Consider the following 16,160-nt stretch of genomic DNA (forward strand, 5'->3'; position numbering starts at 1 on the left):
ATATGATGTGGGGTGAACTATGGGACGCATAATTGTACTGGATGAAAATACTTCAAATAAAATAGCCGCCGGAGAAGTTGTCGAAAAGCCGGCTTCCGTTGTAAAGGAACTAGTGGAAAACTCTATTGATGCCGGTGCAACTAGCATCTCAGTAGATATAAAAAATGGCGGTATATCCTATATAAAAATTACCGATAACGGAAGTGGCATGGATGAAGACGATGTAGAAATTGCATTTGAGCGTCATGCTACAAGTAAAATTAAAAGGGCAGAAGATCTTGATTCTGTTATAACAATGGGTTTCAGAGGGGAAGCTCTGGCAAGTATAGCGGCGGTTTCATCTGTTGAACTTATGACAAAGACAGCAGAAAGCCCGTATGGAATGTATGTACACATAAAGGGAGGAGTTTTTAAAGATGTAAGGCAGACAGGATGTCCTGTTGGCACAACCTTTATTATTAAGGATTTATTTTATAATACCCCGGCACGTTACAAGTTTTTAAAGAAGGATTCTACAGAAGCGGGCTATATTTCTGATACAATAGCGAGAATAGCTTTGGGTAATCCGGATATTTCTTTTAAACTGACAAACGGAAAAACAACATTGATTCATACCCCGGGAAATAATGACTTAAAAAGTGTAATTTACAGTATATACGGAAAAGAAATAATAAAAGATCTTGTTGCAGTCGAGTATGCAGATGAAAAAATAAAGATAAGCGGATATGTAGGTAAACCTGAAGCTGCCAGGTCCAACAGAAACTATCAATCTCTTTATATAAATAAAAGATATGTAAAAAGCAGATTGGTATCGTATTCAGTTGAACAAGCCTTTTCAAGCATACTTATGAAAAACAGGTTTCCTTTTTTCGTATTGAATATTGATATTAATCCTATATTGGTAGATGCTAACGTACATCCTGCGAAAACCGAGGTGCGGTTTGCCGATGAAAGCTATTTGTCCAGAACCATATATATGGCTGTTTCAAATGCCATTACTACAGGTGGAAGCTTGTTTAATCCTGTAGAAGTTCCTATTAAAGATAGAGAGCTGTTTAAGTTTACAGGTAATTCCCAACCTAAAAATGAATATGTTCAAAAAGAAATAGAAATAAGCAAAAAACAGAATGACAATAAAAAAGCGGAGGAGATACGGCTATTTACAAAAGCCCTGGAGCCATTGGCAAAGTGTGATGTACACAAAGTAAGTACATTTACGGAAAAGCCCCAGACAGATATGTCCTCTTTTACCTTTACAAAGTCTGAAGATTATAATGTAAATCTGCCACAGACTGTGTCAAACGAAGTAAAACAGGAAAATACTATTAAAACAGATAATAATTTCAATGTAATTAAAGAAGCTGATTATTCAAAAGATGTTGAAGAAGATTTAAATGAGGACAATCGGGAAGCAAATACAGAAAAGGTCCATCCTGAACTTGCCGACATGAAATATATAGGCCAGGCCTTTTCTACATATATTATTTTACAGAGTAATGATGAGCTGGTAATGGTAGATCAGCATGCAGCACATGAGCGAATAATATATGAAAAGCTCAGAGAAAAATTTGATTCTCAAGAAAATACAACTCAACTGTTACTGGAACCAGTAGTCCTTCAACTTCAGCCTTTTGAACTGGATGCAATAAAATCCAAAGAGGAATTATTGACACGTATCGGGTTTGATTTTGAGGATTTTGGAAACAATTCCATTATTATTAGAGGAATTCCGTATATGGTAGGAGACTGCTCTCCAAGAGATATATTTATTGAGCTAACACAAAAGCTTCAGGAATCAATAAAACCTGTCAGCACACCTTTAGCTGATGAGATAATTCATACTATTGCGTGCAAGGCTGCTATAAAGGCAAATAAAAAACTTGATGAAAAGGAAGTTCATCAGCTGTTGACTGAACTCTCAAACACAGGAAGACGGTATACTTGTCCTCACGGACGTCCTACCGTAATACGCCTGACAAAATATGAAATAGAAAAAATGTTTAAAAGAATTGTTTAGAAAGGGGACATATGAACCGAGTTATAGTTATAGTTGGTCCTACTGCATCAGGAAAAACAAATTTATCTATTGAGCTTGCAAAAAGAATGAATGGAGAAATTATTTCTGCTGATTCCATGCAGATTTATAAATATATGGACATTGGGACTGCAAAACCAACAAAGGAAGAAATGCAGGGCATAAAACATTACCTTATTGATGAAGTATTTCCCAATGAAGACTTTAATGTTGTAAGGTTCAAGGATTTGGCTGAAAAATATATAGATACCATTATTGAAAAAGGTAAACAGCCAATTGTAGCAGGGGGCACAGGACTTTATATCAGTTCTTTGATAAACAATATCAATTTTAGTGAAAGTGAAAGCGACTGGGAACTCCGAGAAACTTTAAAAAAAGAAGCAGAGGAATTAGGGCCTGAGTTTCTCCATAAAAAGCTACAGGAAGTTGACCCGGATTCAGCTCTAAATATTCATCCTAATAATATAAAAAGAGTAATAAGAGCATTGGAAGTATATTATCAGACACAAAAACCAATATCTTATCATAATAAGGTATCAAGGAGTATACCGCCCAGATACCAATTTGTTCTTGTTGGTTTAAATATGGACAGGCAGGTTTTATATGAACGAATAAATAAGAGAGTGGACATTATGATACAAAATGGCCTTGTAGATGAAGTAAAACAGCTTGTAGACCTTGGTTATGCTGATAGTATAATTTCTATGCAGGGTATCGGATATAAAGAGATACTTGAATTTTTGAAAAATAATATAACACTTGAACAGGCAATCGAAAATATAAAACAGGGAACCAGAAGATATGCTAAAAGACAAATTACATGGTTTAAGAGAATTAATGGAATTAAGTGGTTTATTATAGATGATTCTGGAAATAATATAAATGTAATAAATGAGGTTTATGAATACGTAAATGGCTAAAAACCTTGGTAAAACTATATTCTTGTTGCATGAAATGGTATTATCTAGTAAAATAATAAAGAGTGGTTTTAGTATATCAAAATTAAGTTAAGCCCGATTTTGTGGGGATAGCTTATGGATAAATATATATATAACAAAGGAGTGAATACTTTGGTAAAGAATACTATCAATTTGCAGGACATTTTCTTGAATCAAGTAAGAAAGGAACACATTGCTGTTACTATCTATCTTACAAATGGGTTTCAATTAAAGGGGATGGTCAAGGGATTTGATAATTTCACTGTGGTTCTTGACAGTGACGGAAAACAGCAGTTGGTATACAAGCATGCGATTTCTACCATAAGTCCAATGAAATCGGTGAATCTTATTTTTAATGAGCAGGGAAAAGAATAATACTACATATTTATATATATGTAAATAATAAAACGCAAGAGGAGCATAAAAATTGTCCTTTTGCGTTTTTTATTTAATATGTAAGGTGTTAGAACTACATACGCCTAAATACACCAATTACTTTTCCTAGAATTGATAAATTATCTTTTACAATGATTGGTTCCATACTGCTGTTCTGTGGCTGAAGCCTAACATGGTCTTTTTCACGATAAAAGGTTTTACATGTAGCCTCATCACCAATCAAGGCTACAACAATATCGCCATTATTGGCAGAAGACTGCTGTCTTACCAGTACAAAGTCCTTGTCAAGTATTCCTGCTTCTACCATACTATCACCTTGAATTCTGAGCATAAATGCATCGCTGTTTTGTACGAAATCTACAGGAAGAGGAAATGTATCAGTAATGTTTTCAACGGCGAGAATAGGCTGGCCTGCTGTAACTTTTCCCACAACTGGAACATCCACCATTTCACGGGTTGTATAATACCCATCTTTATTAGTACGGCTTTCCTTAACCTGGTTTGTTTTATTTAAAATTTTGATTGCTCTCGGTTTAGTAGGATCCTTTTGAAGAAGTCCGCTATCAATAAGTTTTTGAAGGTAGGAATGTACAGTAGAAGTAGACTTAAAACCTACCGCTGAACATATTTCCCTTACAGAAGGCGGGTAACCGTTTTCATGAACACATTTATAAACATAATCAAGAATTTCCTGTTGCTTGTTAGAATTCTTCTTTGCCATAAAGACCTCCTTGAGCATATGCTCATAATTTTATGTAATAAAAGTCTTAACCCCCAAAAAGCAGTTATTACTGCTATAGTATAACACATACAAAACAGGAAATCAAACTAATGTTCGGATGTTTTTCCAAAACCTATTGACAAAAGAACACATGTTCCTTAAAATATAAGTATAAAGAACGTATGTTTGTTGCAAGGAGGGTTAATATGACTAGAAAAAAATATGTTTTAAAAAATAAAAAGAGATTTTTAAGTTTTTTGTTTTTTATTCTATTTATAACTTTTACCCTGGTTTATACAGTTACAGTGGCAGGTTTTTCTGATAAGCAGTACATTACGGTTACAGTAGGAAAAGGGGATTCCTTATGGTCTATAGCTTCGAAGTACGGTGGAAAAACTGATATAAGAAAGAAGATATATTTAATAAAAAAGATAAATAATATGGATTCAAGTGATTTAAGAGAGAACGTATCTCTATTGGTACCCGTCGACAAATAAATATAAATCATATCATTTACTAACAAAGACTCGTGCTTATTTGACATTTAAAATTCATGGTAGTATTATATAACCTGTATTTATTTAAGTCTTACAATAAGGAGTTCTTTGGAGGTTTTTGACTCATGATGTCAAATCAAATAGCAGTTTTCTTTATAGTATGTGTAATCTTGTATGTAATCGGAGCATTGACATCTCTAGCTTCATTTGCAAGTCCAAAGTGGTCAAACAGATTGTCAAATACCTTTGCACTTTTAGCAAGCAGCTTACTTACATTCTTAATGATTTACAAATTGGTATATTCCAGAGACATATCAATAAATTTAAATTTTAATACCAATATTCCTTTTTTCACTGTAAAGTTTAATATTGATAATCTATCAGCTTTTTTTATATTGATTATTTCAATAGTAGCAATTATTGTTTCGTTATTCTCATATACATATATGTCCCACTATATTTCAAAAAAAAATATATCTATTTTCGGTTGTTTGTACAACTTGTTTATTGTCTCAATGGTTCTTTTGGTTTCAAGCAGCAACCTGCTGCTTTTCTTAGTTTTTTGGGAACTGATGTCTCTTATTTCTTTTTTTCTCGTTATATTCGAGCATGGAAAAGAGGAGGTTCAGAAAGCCGGCAGAATATACATTATAATGACTTATACTGGAACTGCTTGCATTACAGCAGCTTTTGTTTTGATTGCAGCCTATACAGGTAGTTTTAATTTTACATCAATTAATTTGCAATCCATACCTCAAGGCGCAGCTAATTTTATTTTTATCCTTCTGCTAATTGGATTAGGAACCAAAGCAGGTATTATACCTGTTCATATCTGGTTGCCATATGCTCATCCGGTAGCTCCTAGCAATATATCAGCCTTAATGTCGGGTGTTATGATAAAGATGGCTGTTTATGGTCTCATAAGATTTATTTTTAATGTTCTTCCTGCTGGTGATTTGTGGTGGGGAGTACTTGTCCTTTGCATAGGTATTGTTTCAGCATTAATTGGAATTGCTTATTCCATCGCCTCTACTACAAACATTAAAAGGCTATTGGCATATTCCAGCATAGAAAATATAGGGATTATTTTAGCAGCCCTTGGAATAATGCTTATTGCAAGAGCATCAAACAACCTGTTTCTTCTTTCGCTGTCCTTAACGGCAGTACTCCTGCATACCTTAAATCACGCGGTTTTTAAATCACTACTTTTCATGGGTGCAGGTGCAATTCAATATTCAGCACATACCAAGAATATGGAGAAACTGGGGGGGTTAATAAAAAAAATGCCTTTAGCCTCAGTGTTTATTTTCATAGGTTGTCTTTCTATTTCTGCAGTACCGCCTTTTAACGGATTTATAAGCGAATATATGATTTTTAGGACTATTATTAGCAGTATCAGCTATTTTGCACCATTACAAAGCTTCCTTCTGGTTGTAATCTTAATGGTAGCTGCAGCTGCACTTGCTTTAACCGGAGCTTTGGTTGCATTCTGTTTTGTTAAATTCTTCGGTATTTGCTTTTTGGGAATGACAAGAAGTAAAGAAGCAGAGAATGCCAAGGAGCCGGGTAAGCCTATGATTATGGCACTTGCGTCAGCTGCAGTGCTTTGTCTGTTGCTTGGTATTTTCCCAAATTATGCTATAAAACTTATAGATAGCGTTGGCAGTCAATTGATTTATATAAAGCTGTTAACAACAAACTGGTCGCTACTACCATCAGAATATTATCCTGCGAATAACAGTAGATTAAGCATACCTTCGGGACTTATTGCTCTTCTGCTGGTAGTGTTGGGAGCTATAGTATTGTTAGTAGTAATGGCACTGAGAAAAAGAACTTTTGTCCAACGATATAATACATGGGATTGCGGGTATACAAAGCTAAACTCAAAAATGCAGTATTCTGCAACCGGATTTTCTAAATCTTTGAGAATTATATTCAGAGGATTATTTAAACCTGTAAGAGACTTAGAAATAACAGAAGGAATTGCACCTTATCATATTAAAGCTGGTAGATATACAACATCTACGGTAAAATTTTTTGAAAAATATTTATACCAACCTTTTGTTAAAAGTATAATTTATTTTTCAAGGAAAATCCGTTTTACCATTCAGACAGGGAGTATACATGCATATTTAATGTATTTCTTTGGGATTATGGTGCTTATGCTTTTATATTATTCATTTACAGCATAATTAAAAATTTTATCTACAATAAAAAGGATTGTTAATATGTTTGTGTCAATGTTGAAGTTTATTTTTCAAATGTTTTTTATACTTTTAATATCTCCGCTATTTACCGGGGTAATAAGGAAAATCAAATCAAAAATACAGCATAAAATAGGTGCTTCGGTTTTTCAACCCTATTATGATTTGATAAAGCTATTAAAAAAAGATTTGGTGGTATCAAATACCTCATCTTGGATTTATAATGTGGCACCATATGTTTATTTTATAACTTCCCTTGCAGCAGCTATGTGTTTGCCTGTAGTATATCAATTGAGGGGGTTTTCCTTGTATACTGACCTTCTGGTAATAGTTTATTTTTTTGTGGCCGGACGTATTTTTATGGCTCTGGCAGGACTGGACACTGGAAGTACATTTGGAGGGATGGGAAGCAGCAGAGAATTACTGATTTCAGCTTTGGTTGAACCTGCGCTTTTTCTTATTATTATAACAGTAGGTGCAAATCCCGAGATTGCTTCAACAAGCGTTTTTTCAATATACGATTATGTAGTAGAAAACAGCTCTAATACTTTTTCAACTATAAATATATTGCTGTTTGCAGCCATGTTGATGGTAATGATTGCGGAGTCATCCAGAATTCCGGTTGATGATCCGTCAACACATCTTGAGCTTACCATGGTCCACGAAGCAATGACTTTGGAATACTCGGGAAGACATCTTGCTTTCATTGAAATGGGTACATATATAAAGCAATTGGTATTTATGACTTTTATGGCCAATATATTAATTCCCCTTGGATTAAACGCGGAAAGTTTAATAGTTGGACTTGGCATATATCTGTTAAAAATAGTAGTAATTACTATTTTAGTTGGTGTTATTGAGATTAATACAGTCAAATTCAGGCTTTTCAGTCTTCCAAACTATGCTGTAATTGCTCTCATTATTGCTGTTTTAGGTTTTTTAACCCGCTTTGTTTTGAGGTAAAACAATATGGTATGGAGGTAAATAAATGTACAATAATGCTTTAAACCTTTTGGCAATTCTAATATTGATTTCATCTTTTAGACTAGTGGCCAATAAACGTCAAAATGGTTATATTACAACTTTCAGACTTCAGTCACTTTTACTAGCTTTGATTTCACTAATTATTTCAGTTAAAAGCATGGTTGAAACAAAAAAGTTTGATGAGGTTATTATTATATTTGTTCTTATAGTAGTATTTAAAGTAATAGTGATTCCAATGGCTCTGAGAAAAACCTCCGACAAGGTGGAATACAAGGTAGAAAAAGATTTTTTTATAAATATACCTATTTCAATGCTTTTATGTTGCGGATTGGTTGTTCTTTGTTGGTACGTTGTTCATCATGTAGAAGGTATTACAAATCCTACAACTGAAAATTATCTTGTTTATTCGTTATCAGTTGTTATGATTGGATTATTCTTTATGATAAGCAGAAAAAAGGCATTGGGACAGATTATCGGATTTCTTGTAATAGAGAATGGTTTGTTTTTGGCAGCCATGATGACGACTGATGGAATGCCGATGATTGTTGAGCTTGGTCTTTTCTTTGACTTATTAACTGCATTTTTAATTATGGGTATATTTGTTTTTAAGATTAATAGTACATTTGATTCAATAGATGTAAATAAGTTAAAGCATTTAAAAGGTTAAATTATTGAGTTTCAGGGAGGAAATATGATTCCGGCATTGATTGTTATACCGATACTGGCAGGTGGGCTGGTATGGATTAGTAAAAATAAATTATTTATACATACCATAAATTTAATTGGAGCAGCAGGATTACTCATAATATCAATTCTGTCACTTATTGATATTAATAATAATAAGGTGATAACAAGCTCTGGTTTATTCAAAAATCTTTTTTATATGGATTCACTAAGCGGTTATATATTGTTTATAACCGCATTGGCATTCTTTTTAGTTTCTCTCTACTCAATAAGTTATTTTGGACAGGAATTAAAAGAAAAGGTTATTACAATTAGTAAGCTAAAGTTATATTATTCATTATCCAATGCATTTGTATTATCAATGATTCTGGCTTTAACTACTCGTAATATGGGAGTTATGTGGATTTCAATTGAAGCTACCACTTTGGCTTCTGCGTTTTTGGTTGGTTTTTATAACAACAAACGCGCAATTGAAGCTGCTTGGAAGTACCTTATTATTTGCTCTGTTGGTATTGCGTTTGCGTTGCTTGGAATCATTCTCCTGTTTTACTCGTCAACTGTCAAATTGGGAGGAGCAAGAATTTCGGGACTTGATTGGAGTTATCTTATCAAATATGCGGTTTCCCTTGATCCAAGTATTTTAAAAATCGCATTTATTTTTATATTAATAGGTTTTGGTACGAAAATTGGTTTTTCACCTATGCATACCTGGCTTCCTGATGCTCATAGTCAAGCACCTTCGCCTGTAAGTGCACTTCTGTCGGGAGTATTGCTTAATACGGCAATGTATGGAGTAATAAGGGTTATGTCCATTGTGAATAAATGCCTGGGAAACAGTAATTACACTGGAAATCTGCTGATTTTACTGGGGGTACTTTCAATTGGCACTGCGGCTTTATTCATACTGGTACAGCAGGATTATAAACGTATATTGGCGTATTCCAGTATAGAACATATGGGAATCATTGCTTTAGGTCTTGGAGTTTGTACGCCAATAAGCATTTTTGCGGCACTTTATCATACCTTTAATCACGCAATGACAAAACTGATGTTGTTTCTGGCAACAGGAAATGTTTATTTGAAACACCATACTAAAAAGATTTCCAGTATTCATGGCCTTATAAAAACAATGCCTGTAACAGGAGTTGTTTTTGTACTTGGTACTTTTGCTATAACTGGTATGCCTCCTTTTGGTGTGTTTATGAGCGAGTTTAATACTGTTGTGGGTACGCTGTTTTCCAAAAAGTATTTGGTAACAGCTTTGCTTTTAATATTTCTTTCAATGGTTTTTGCCGGATTTACAAAACAGTTGGGAAAAATGTTTTACGGAAGAAATGTTAACCCCGAAATAAAACAGGGTGAACTTGATATTATAGGGCCGGCAGTACTTATTGTTCTCTTATGTATTACGGTTTTGGCAGGGATATATATTCCGACGCCTTTCAAAGAGTTAATGGACAACACAACCAATATTATACTGGGAATTGGGGGTTAGCTTATGGTTTCGGAAGCTATTTTTGATACTATAAAGAAATTATTATCCACTCATGTACAAGAAAGCAGGCTTATCAATGACAATGAAATCTACTTCTGCATTTCTTCTTCCACTGTGAAGGAGGATTGCATTAATGTATACAATAATATTGAATGTGTACTTGTTAATTTATTTGCAAATGATACTACACCAATTGACAACAAGCTAACTATATATTATACATTTGCCATAAGATCATCAAATACCCTATTTACATTGTATTCGAAACTTGAAAGTGATGGCTCGGCAAAGGTTGATTCCATAGCTTTGGAAGTTCCAGCTGCAAGCTTGTATGAACGTGAGATTCATGATATGTATGGAATAAACTTTGAAGGATGTCCTGACAGCAGGGAGTTGGTTCATCATGGAAATTTTCCTCTGAATGTGTATCCTTTAAGAAGGGATTTCAAAGCAAATACGAGACTTCCTTTTCAACAGCGGGAGTTAGAGTTTTCAACTATTACTGGAAAGGGTGTTTTTGAAGTGCCGGTGGGGCCTGTTCATGCAGGTATTATTGAGCCGGGCCATTTCCGATTCAGTGTGGCAGGGGAACCAATAATAAATCTAGAAGCAAAACTATATTATGTACACCGAGGTCTTGAGAAACTATGTGAAAACCAACATTATATGAAGGTCCTTTTGTTTTCAGAAAGAATTTCGGGAGATGAGACATTTACTAATTCACTGGCTTTCTGCCATGCAATTGAAAAGATAAATGGAATCACATATATACCAGAACGTGCAGCATATTCCAGAGTGATATTTGCAGAACTTGAACGTATATGTGGTCACTTGGGAGATATATCAGGACTATGTGTAGATACAGCTTATATATTTCCGTCAGGTCAATTTGGAATGATGCGAAGATGGATACAACTTCTCAATGAACAACTAACAGGCAGCAGATTTCTTAGGAATACAAATAAACCAGGTGGATTAAGACGTGATTTTATACGCAATAATGATAAGATTATTCTTGAATGCATAAGCAAGCTGGAAAAAGAGTTTAAGGATACAGTATCTATTATAAAAAATAGTGGAATGTTTATAGATAGAGTTGAGCATACAGGGATTTTAGAAAATTCCATTGCAGTTGATTTGAATGCTGTTGGGCCTGCAGGAAGGGCTAGCGGTGTAAAAACCGACGTGAGAAAGGATTTCCCATATGCGGCATATTCAAAACTGAAGTTTAATGTTCCAGAACATAATAATTGTGACGTTAATTGCAGAATGAACGTAAAAATAGAAGAAGTAATGGAGTCTATAAATATTATAAGGCAGTCGTTGGGAAAGATGCCGGAGGAAGGGCCTGTATCAGTTGATATTGGGGATTTAAAGCCATATTCTTATGGATTTGGTTTGACAGAGTCTCCAAGAGGCGAAAATATACATTTTGTAATGACAGGTGAAAATAACACTATTTTCCGCTATAAAGTAAGAACGCCGTCTTTCTGTAACTGGCCGGCTCTATGTCATGCGGTAAATACCAATACTTTGACGGACTTCCCGTTAATAAATAAAAGCTTTAATCTCTCGTATGCAGGAAACGATTTATAAGTCTGCACGTATTAGGAGGAATAATGTATAACATAGTAAAAAAGATGATACAGCATGGTACTGTTACTGTAGAGTATCCGAAAAAGAATACAAAAAGTACTTATATTACAGGTATTCCAGCATTTGATTATTTAAAATGTACACGGTGCGGAAAGTGTATTTCTGCTTGTCCCACAGGGGCAGTTGTTCTGGTTGATAAGGATGGGGAAAAAGAGAAAGTTCCAGCAGTAAATACTGATGAGTGCATATTCTGCAAGTTTTGTGAAGAAGCCTGTTCAAACCAGGCAGTAAGACTATCAAATGAATTTGAGCTTGCCCAGAAAAGCAGAGATTTACTTAGAGCTGCCCCTTTATATATCAGAGACGAAGAAATAAATGGTACTGATTATGAAATAATTGGAAAAAAGTTAAATGATAAAGTTGGTAAGAAATTTGGAAGAAGCCTTAACATTAGGGAAGTTGATGCTGGCTCTTGCAATGGTTGCGATTATGAAATTCAAGCACTTAACGGTCCATATAACGATATTGAAAGATTTGGTATACATTTTGTTGCATCTCCCAGGCATGCAGATCTGCTCCTGGTGACAGGATGTGTTTCAAGAAACATGGAAGAAGCGTTGGTCAAAACATATAATGCGACCCCATCTCCTAAACTGGTAGTAGCAGTAGGAGCTTGTGCTTGCAGTGGTGGACTTTTCAAGGATAGTTATGCTGGAAGAAATGGGATTGACACTATTTTACCAGTAGATGTTTATATTCCGGGTTGTCCCCCTAGGCCTCAGGCATTAATTTATGGTATACTAAAAGCAATTGGACGATTATAAGATATATATTATACTAGAAGGAGGCAGCACGATTTGCAGAGTTAATCGTGCAAGTTAGAATGACAGACCAATGTGAGTTATATGAAAGAGAATGTATAGATTGCGGTGAATGTGATATATGCGATCTTGATCCTACAAAACATTGTGATGACTGCGGAAAGTGTATTGATGAAGCAGATGAATACAGGAGTATTACCCTTCGTGACTTTATGAAAGAACACATAACGAAGGAGCAGATAGAGAAATTAAGCAAAAAATTAGAAGATAAAGAGAATAGCAAAACGAAATAATAATTTTATATATACTAATAATATATTTTAATCAGTATATAACTCGGGGTAAGCTGCTCGAGTTATAATTATGAGAGGTTATTTATGAACAATGAGATATATCTCGATAACAGTGCTACCACAAAGCCATACGATGAAGTTATTGAATATGTTGCAAAAGTAAGCAGAGAGTTCTACGGGAACCCTTCTTCCTTACATACAAAAGGTATCGAATCAGAGAATCTGGTAAAAAAAGCAAGAAGCCAGATTGCTCAAGCTTTAAAAGTGGATTCCAAAGATATTTGCTTTACTTCAGGAGGTACTGAATCGAATAATTTGGCAATATTAGGCTATTTGAAGGCAAATCCGAGAGCAGGTAAACATATTATAACAAGTGAAATAGAGCATCCGTCAGTTTTAGAAGTGTACAAGCAATTAGCTAAGGACGGGTATAGGGTAGATTTTATGCCAGTGGATAGCGACGGTGTTATCAAATTAGATGTTTTAAAGGATATGATTTCAGAGGAAACATCAATAATTAGCATTATTCATACAAATAATGAAACAGGTTCGGTACAACCCATAGAAGAGATTTGTAACCTTAGAAGAAAATTATGTCCTAATGCGGTAATTCATGTTGACGCTGTCCAGGCTTTTGGCAAAACAGTGATTAACCCGACAACCTGTAATGTTGACTTAATGTCTTTTAGCTCACATAAAATACATGGCCCAAAAGGTGTTGGAGGTTTGTATATTCGAAAAGGACTTAGATTGAAACCTGTTTTAATAGGAGGAGGACAGGAATCCGCTTTGAGATCGGGTACTGAAAATGTACCGGGCATTTGCGGTTTTGGATTGGCGGCGGAAATAACATTTGCAAAGCTTGATGATAATTATAAAAAAGCAAAGGAACTAAGAAACCATTTTGTAAAAAGAATAAATGAAACATTCCCGGATGCTGTTGTCAACTCACCCCATAGTGCATCACCATACATTATAAATGTTTCATTCCCAAATTTAAAATCGGAAGTACTGCTGCATCACCTTGAACAGAAAAATATATTTGTATCAACTGGCTCGGCATGTTCTTCACGAAAGGCACATCACAGCCATGTATTAAAAGCTATGGGTGTAAGTCCTAAGTATATAGACGGTGCAATACGTTTTAGTTTATCACATTCAAACAACATATATGAAATGGACAAAACTATTGAAGCACTGAATGAAATTATTCCGATTATAAGTATAAAACGTGGAGGTAAGAGATGAATAAAGTAATACTGGTACGTTATGGTGAGATAATACTAAAAGGGTTAAACAGGCCCGTTTTTGAGGATAAACTTATTGGAAATATAAAGAGTGCGATTTTTAAATTTGGTAAAGTCAAGGTAATAAAATCTCAAGGCAGAATTTATATTGAGCCTCAGGAAGAAAACTATGACTTTGATGCAGTGCTTTTAAAGGTGGCTAAGGTATTTGGTGTTGTTTCTGTAAGCCCAGTCTGGAAGGTTGAAACCGACTATGAGACAATAAAGGCTACTTCTCTTAAAATGGCTTCTAAACTGGTAGAAGAAAAGGGATACAAGACTTTCAAGGTTGAGACTAAAAGAGGAAACAAGAGATTTCCTATGCAATCCCCTGAAATCAGTGCCGATGTAGGAGGTTTCATACTGGAAAACATAGAAGGATTATCTGTGGATGTTAAAAATCCTGATTTTATACTTTACCTTGAAGTTAGAGAAAGTACTTATATTTATTCTGAAACAATAAAGGCTCAGGGAGGAATGCCTCTGGGGTCAAACGGTAAAGCAATGCTACTTCTTTCAGGAGGAATTGACAGTCCTGTAGCCGGATGGATGATGGGCAAAAGGGGTGTAGAAATTGAAGCAGTACATTTTTACAGCTACCCATATACAAGTGAAAGAGCAAAGCAGAAAGTAATTGATTTGGCTCGAATAATGGCCCAATACTGTGGTAAAATTCGGTTGCATGTTGTTCCTTTTACAGAAATACAACTTAAAATAAACGACAATTGCCCAGAAGAGCAGCTTACCATTATTATGCGAAGGATTATGATGAAAATTGCAGAGCAAATAGCTGAAAAAGTAAATGCTATGGCACTTATTACCGGAGAGAGCATGGGACAGGTTGCCAGTCAAACAATGCAAAGCCTTTACTGTACGGATGCCGCTGTAAATATGCCTGTATTTAGGCCATTGATTGGTATGGACAAAGTTGAAGTAATAGAAATAGCACGAAGGATTGAAACTTTTGATACTTCAGTGCTTCCCTATGAAGATTGCTGTACCGTGTTTGTTGCAAAACATCCTCAAACCAAGCCGAAGCTTGAGAAAATAATAAAATCTGAGTCAGTTGTTGACTTTGAGCCCCTTATAAATACAGCAGTTGAAAATACCGAAGTGATTATTATAAAGCCTTAATTGAATTGGCAGGGGAAATAATAAATATAGACGATTTTTTTGCAAAAAGCCCACATACATTTATAATTATGGTAGAATTATTTTAGCAAAAATTTGTTGGAATACATTCGAAACAATGTTTCCATAATTTTGTCATTTTTATAGAGAGAATCATATAATGATGGGGCGGCAAAATAAATAGTTGGAAAATTAGTGCATAAATGTAAATATTTATAAGCCGATTATAGGAGAATATGCTGTGGACAAAAGAACTTATGAATTGTTGAAATTGACTAATTAAAAAGACTAGGAGTATTGCCATGAATGATTTACTTTACAACAAAAAAGTAATATGTCCTGTTTGTAACAGGGAAATTGAGGTTACTAAAGTTAAGACAAAAGGATGCAGGGTAAAATCAAGAGATACTGATTTATGTGTATATTATGAAGGTATTAATGTACTTTTTTATGATGTATGGGTCTGTGAACATTGTGGTTATGCAGCTTTGCAGGAAAAATTCGAAAGTATTTTTACAAGAGATATTCCTGTAATAAAAGATAAGATTTCCAGTCATTGGACCAAAAGAAGCTTTTTAGGTGAAAGAGATGTAGATCATGCTTTAGAAGCATTTAAACTTGCTCTTTTAAATCTACAGGTAAGAAAGGCTAAAAGCAGTGAAATAGCTAAAGTATGTCTTAGAATTGCTTGGCTTTACAGAGCCAAAGGAGATAAAAAGGAAATTGATTTTCTAACATTTGCAGCAGAGGCATACAATGAAGCCTATCAAAAAGAGAGGTTTCCTCTGGATAAACTTGACGAATACACTTGCATGTACATAATAGCAGAGCTATACAGAAGAATAGGGAAACTCAATGAATCAGTACTTTGGTTTAGCAGAATTGTTTCCTCAAGTGGGGCAAGAAGTAATCCAAAATTAATTGACATGGCCAGAGAGCAGTATCAGTTGGCAAAAGACCAATTGGCAGCTACCGAAGGCAGTAGTGTTGAAACTGAATCATAAACAACTAGTAAAAAAGCAATCTTGGCGGATTAAATCAGGTGATACCCCTGTTTTAATCCGTTTCTTATGCTATAC

The 16,160-nt window shown here is 34.7% G+C and carries 15 protein-coding genes; 14 read left to right on the forward strand and 1 reads right to left on the reverse strand.

Translation table 11 applies throughout. From position 1 onward, the window contains the following. The first annotated feature begins 19 nt into the window (after nt 1-19). The 3 genes from mutL (at nt 20) to hfq (ending at nt 3,348) form a co-directional block, all read left to right on the forward strand. Nucleotides 20-2,017, forward strand: a complete 1,998-nt coding sequence (mutL, locus tag K412_RS0117970) for a DNA mismatch repair endonuclease MutL (protein ID WP_024834367.1) — start codon at nt 20-22, stop codon at nt 2,015-2,017. A gap of 11 nt (nt 2,018-2,028) precedes the next feature. Then, nucleotides 2,029-2,955 carry a tRNA (adenosine(37)-N6)-dimethylallyltransferase MiaA gene (gene miaA, locus K412_RS0117975; RefSeq protein ID WP_024834368.1) on the forward strand — a complete coding sequence of 309 codons (927 nt, stop codon included), beginning with the start codon at nt 2,029-2,031 and terminating at the stop codon, nt 2,953-2,955. 150 nt (nt 2,956-3,105) lie between these two features. After that, nucleotides 3,106-3,348 carry an RNA chaperone Hfq gene (gene hfq / locus K412_RS0117980; RefSeq protein WP_004618053.1) on the forward strand — a complete coding sequence of 81 codons (243 nt, stop codon included), beginning with the start codon at nt 3,106-3,108 and terminating at the stop codon, nt 3,346-3,348. A 94-nt stretch (nt 3,349-3,442) separates the two neighbouring features. Here the strand turns inward: hfq and lexA are convergent, their stop codons facing one another. After that, on the reverse strand, nt 3,443-4,090 hold the full coding sequence (lexA, locus tag K412_RS0117985; RefSeq protein WP_024834369.1) for a transcriptional repressor LexA: 648 nt from the start codon (nt 4,088-4,090) through the stop codon (nt 3,443-3,445). Nucleotides 4,091-4,296: 206 nt separating this feature from the next. Between lexA and yneA the strand changes: the two genes are divergently transcribed. The 11 genes from yneA (at nt 4,297) to K412_RS0118040 (ending at nt 16,085) form a co-directional block, all read left to right on the forward strand. Further along, nucleotides 4,297-4,587 carry a cell division suppressor protein YneA gene (yneA, locus tag K412_RS0117990; protein WP_024834370.1) on the forward strand — a complete coding sequence of 97 codons (291 nt, stop codon included), beginning with the start codon at nt 4,297-4,299 and terminating at the stop codon, nt 4,585-4,587. Nucleotides 4,588-4,712: 125 nt separating this feature from the next. After that, nucleotides 4,713-6,779 (forward strand): proton-conducting transporter transmembrane domain-containing protein, encoded by a 2,067-nt coding sequence (locus tag K412_RS0117995; protein ID WP_024834371.1) that lies wholly within the window; start codon nt 4,713-4,715, stop codon nt 6,777-6,779. A gap of 69 nt (nt 6,780-6,848) precedes the next feature. Beyond that, entirely contained in the window at nt 6,849-7,754 is a 906-nt protein-coding gene (locus K412_RS0118000) for a respiratory chain complex I subunit 1 family protein (protein ID WP_242835728.1), read from the forward strand. Between the two features lie 25 nt (nt 7,755-7,779). Next, nucleotides 7,780-8,442, forward strand: coding sequence for a hydrogenase (locus K412_RS0118005; protein WP_024834373.1), 663 nt, complete (start codon nt 7,780-7,782; stop codon nt 8,440-8,442). Between the two features lie 24 nt (nt 8,443-8,466). Beyond that, nucleotides 8,467-9,954, forward strand: coding sequence for a hydrogenase 4 subunit F (locus K412_RS0118010; RefSeq protein ID WP_024834374.1), 1,488 nt, complete (start codon nt 8,467-8,469; stop codon nt 9,952-9,954). A gap of 3 nt (nt 9,955-9,957) precedes the next feature. Further along, a complete protein-coding gene (locus K412_RS0118015) occupies nt 9,958-11,550 on the forward strand; it encodes a hydrogenase large subunit (RefSeq protein WP_024834375.1) in 1,593 nt (530 codons plus the stop codon). Between the two features lie 23 nt (nt 11,551-11,573). Further along, nucleotides 11,574-12,374, forward strand: coding sequence for an NADH-quinone oxidoreductase subunit B family protein (locus K412_RS0118020; protein WP_024834376.1), 801 nt, complete (start codon nt 11,574-11,576; stop codon nt 12,372-12,374). Nucleotides 12,375-12,421: 47 nt separating this feature from the next. After that, entirely contained in the window at nt 12,422-12,664 is a 243-nt protein-coding gene (locus K412_RS0118025) for a hypothetical protein (RefSeq protein WP_024834377.1), read from the forward strand. Between the two features lie 84 nt (nt 12,665-12,748). Then, the gene (locus K412_RS0118030) at nt 12,749-13,912 is read left to right on the forward strand and encodes a cysteine desulfurase family protein (RefSeq protein ID WP_024834378.1); all 1,164 of its coding nucleotides are present in this window, start codon (nt 12,749-12,751) and stop codon (nt 13,910-13,912) included. Next, the gene (gene thiI, locus K412_RS0118035; protein ID WP_024834379.1) at nt 13,909-15,084 is read left to right on the forward strand and encodes a tRNA uracil 4-sulfurtransferase ThiI; all 1,176 of its coding nucleotides are present in this window, start codon (nt 13,909-13,911) and stop codon (nt 15,082-15,084) included. The genes K412_RS0118030 and thiI overlap by 4 nt, the downstream gene beginning before the upstream one ends. Before the next feature lie 299 nt (nt 15,085-15,383). Next, nucleotides 15,384-16,085: a DUF2225 domain-containing protein gene (locus K412_RS0118040; RefSeq protein WP_024834380.1), complete on the forward strand. Its 702-nt coding sequence runs from the start codon at nt 15,384-15,386 to the stop codon at nt 16,083-16,085. Nucleotides 16,086-16,160 lie beyond the last annotated feature (75 nt).

It is taken from the genome of Ruminiclostridium josui JCM 17888 (assembly GCF_000526495.1).
Taxonomy (GTDB): Bacteria; Bacillota; Clostridia; order Acetivibrionales; family DSM-1351; genus Ruminiclostridium; species Ruminiclostridium josui.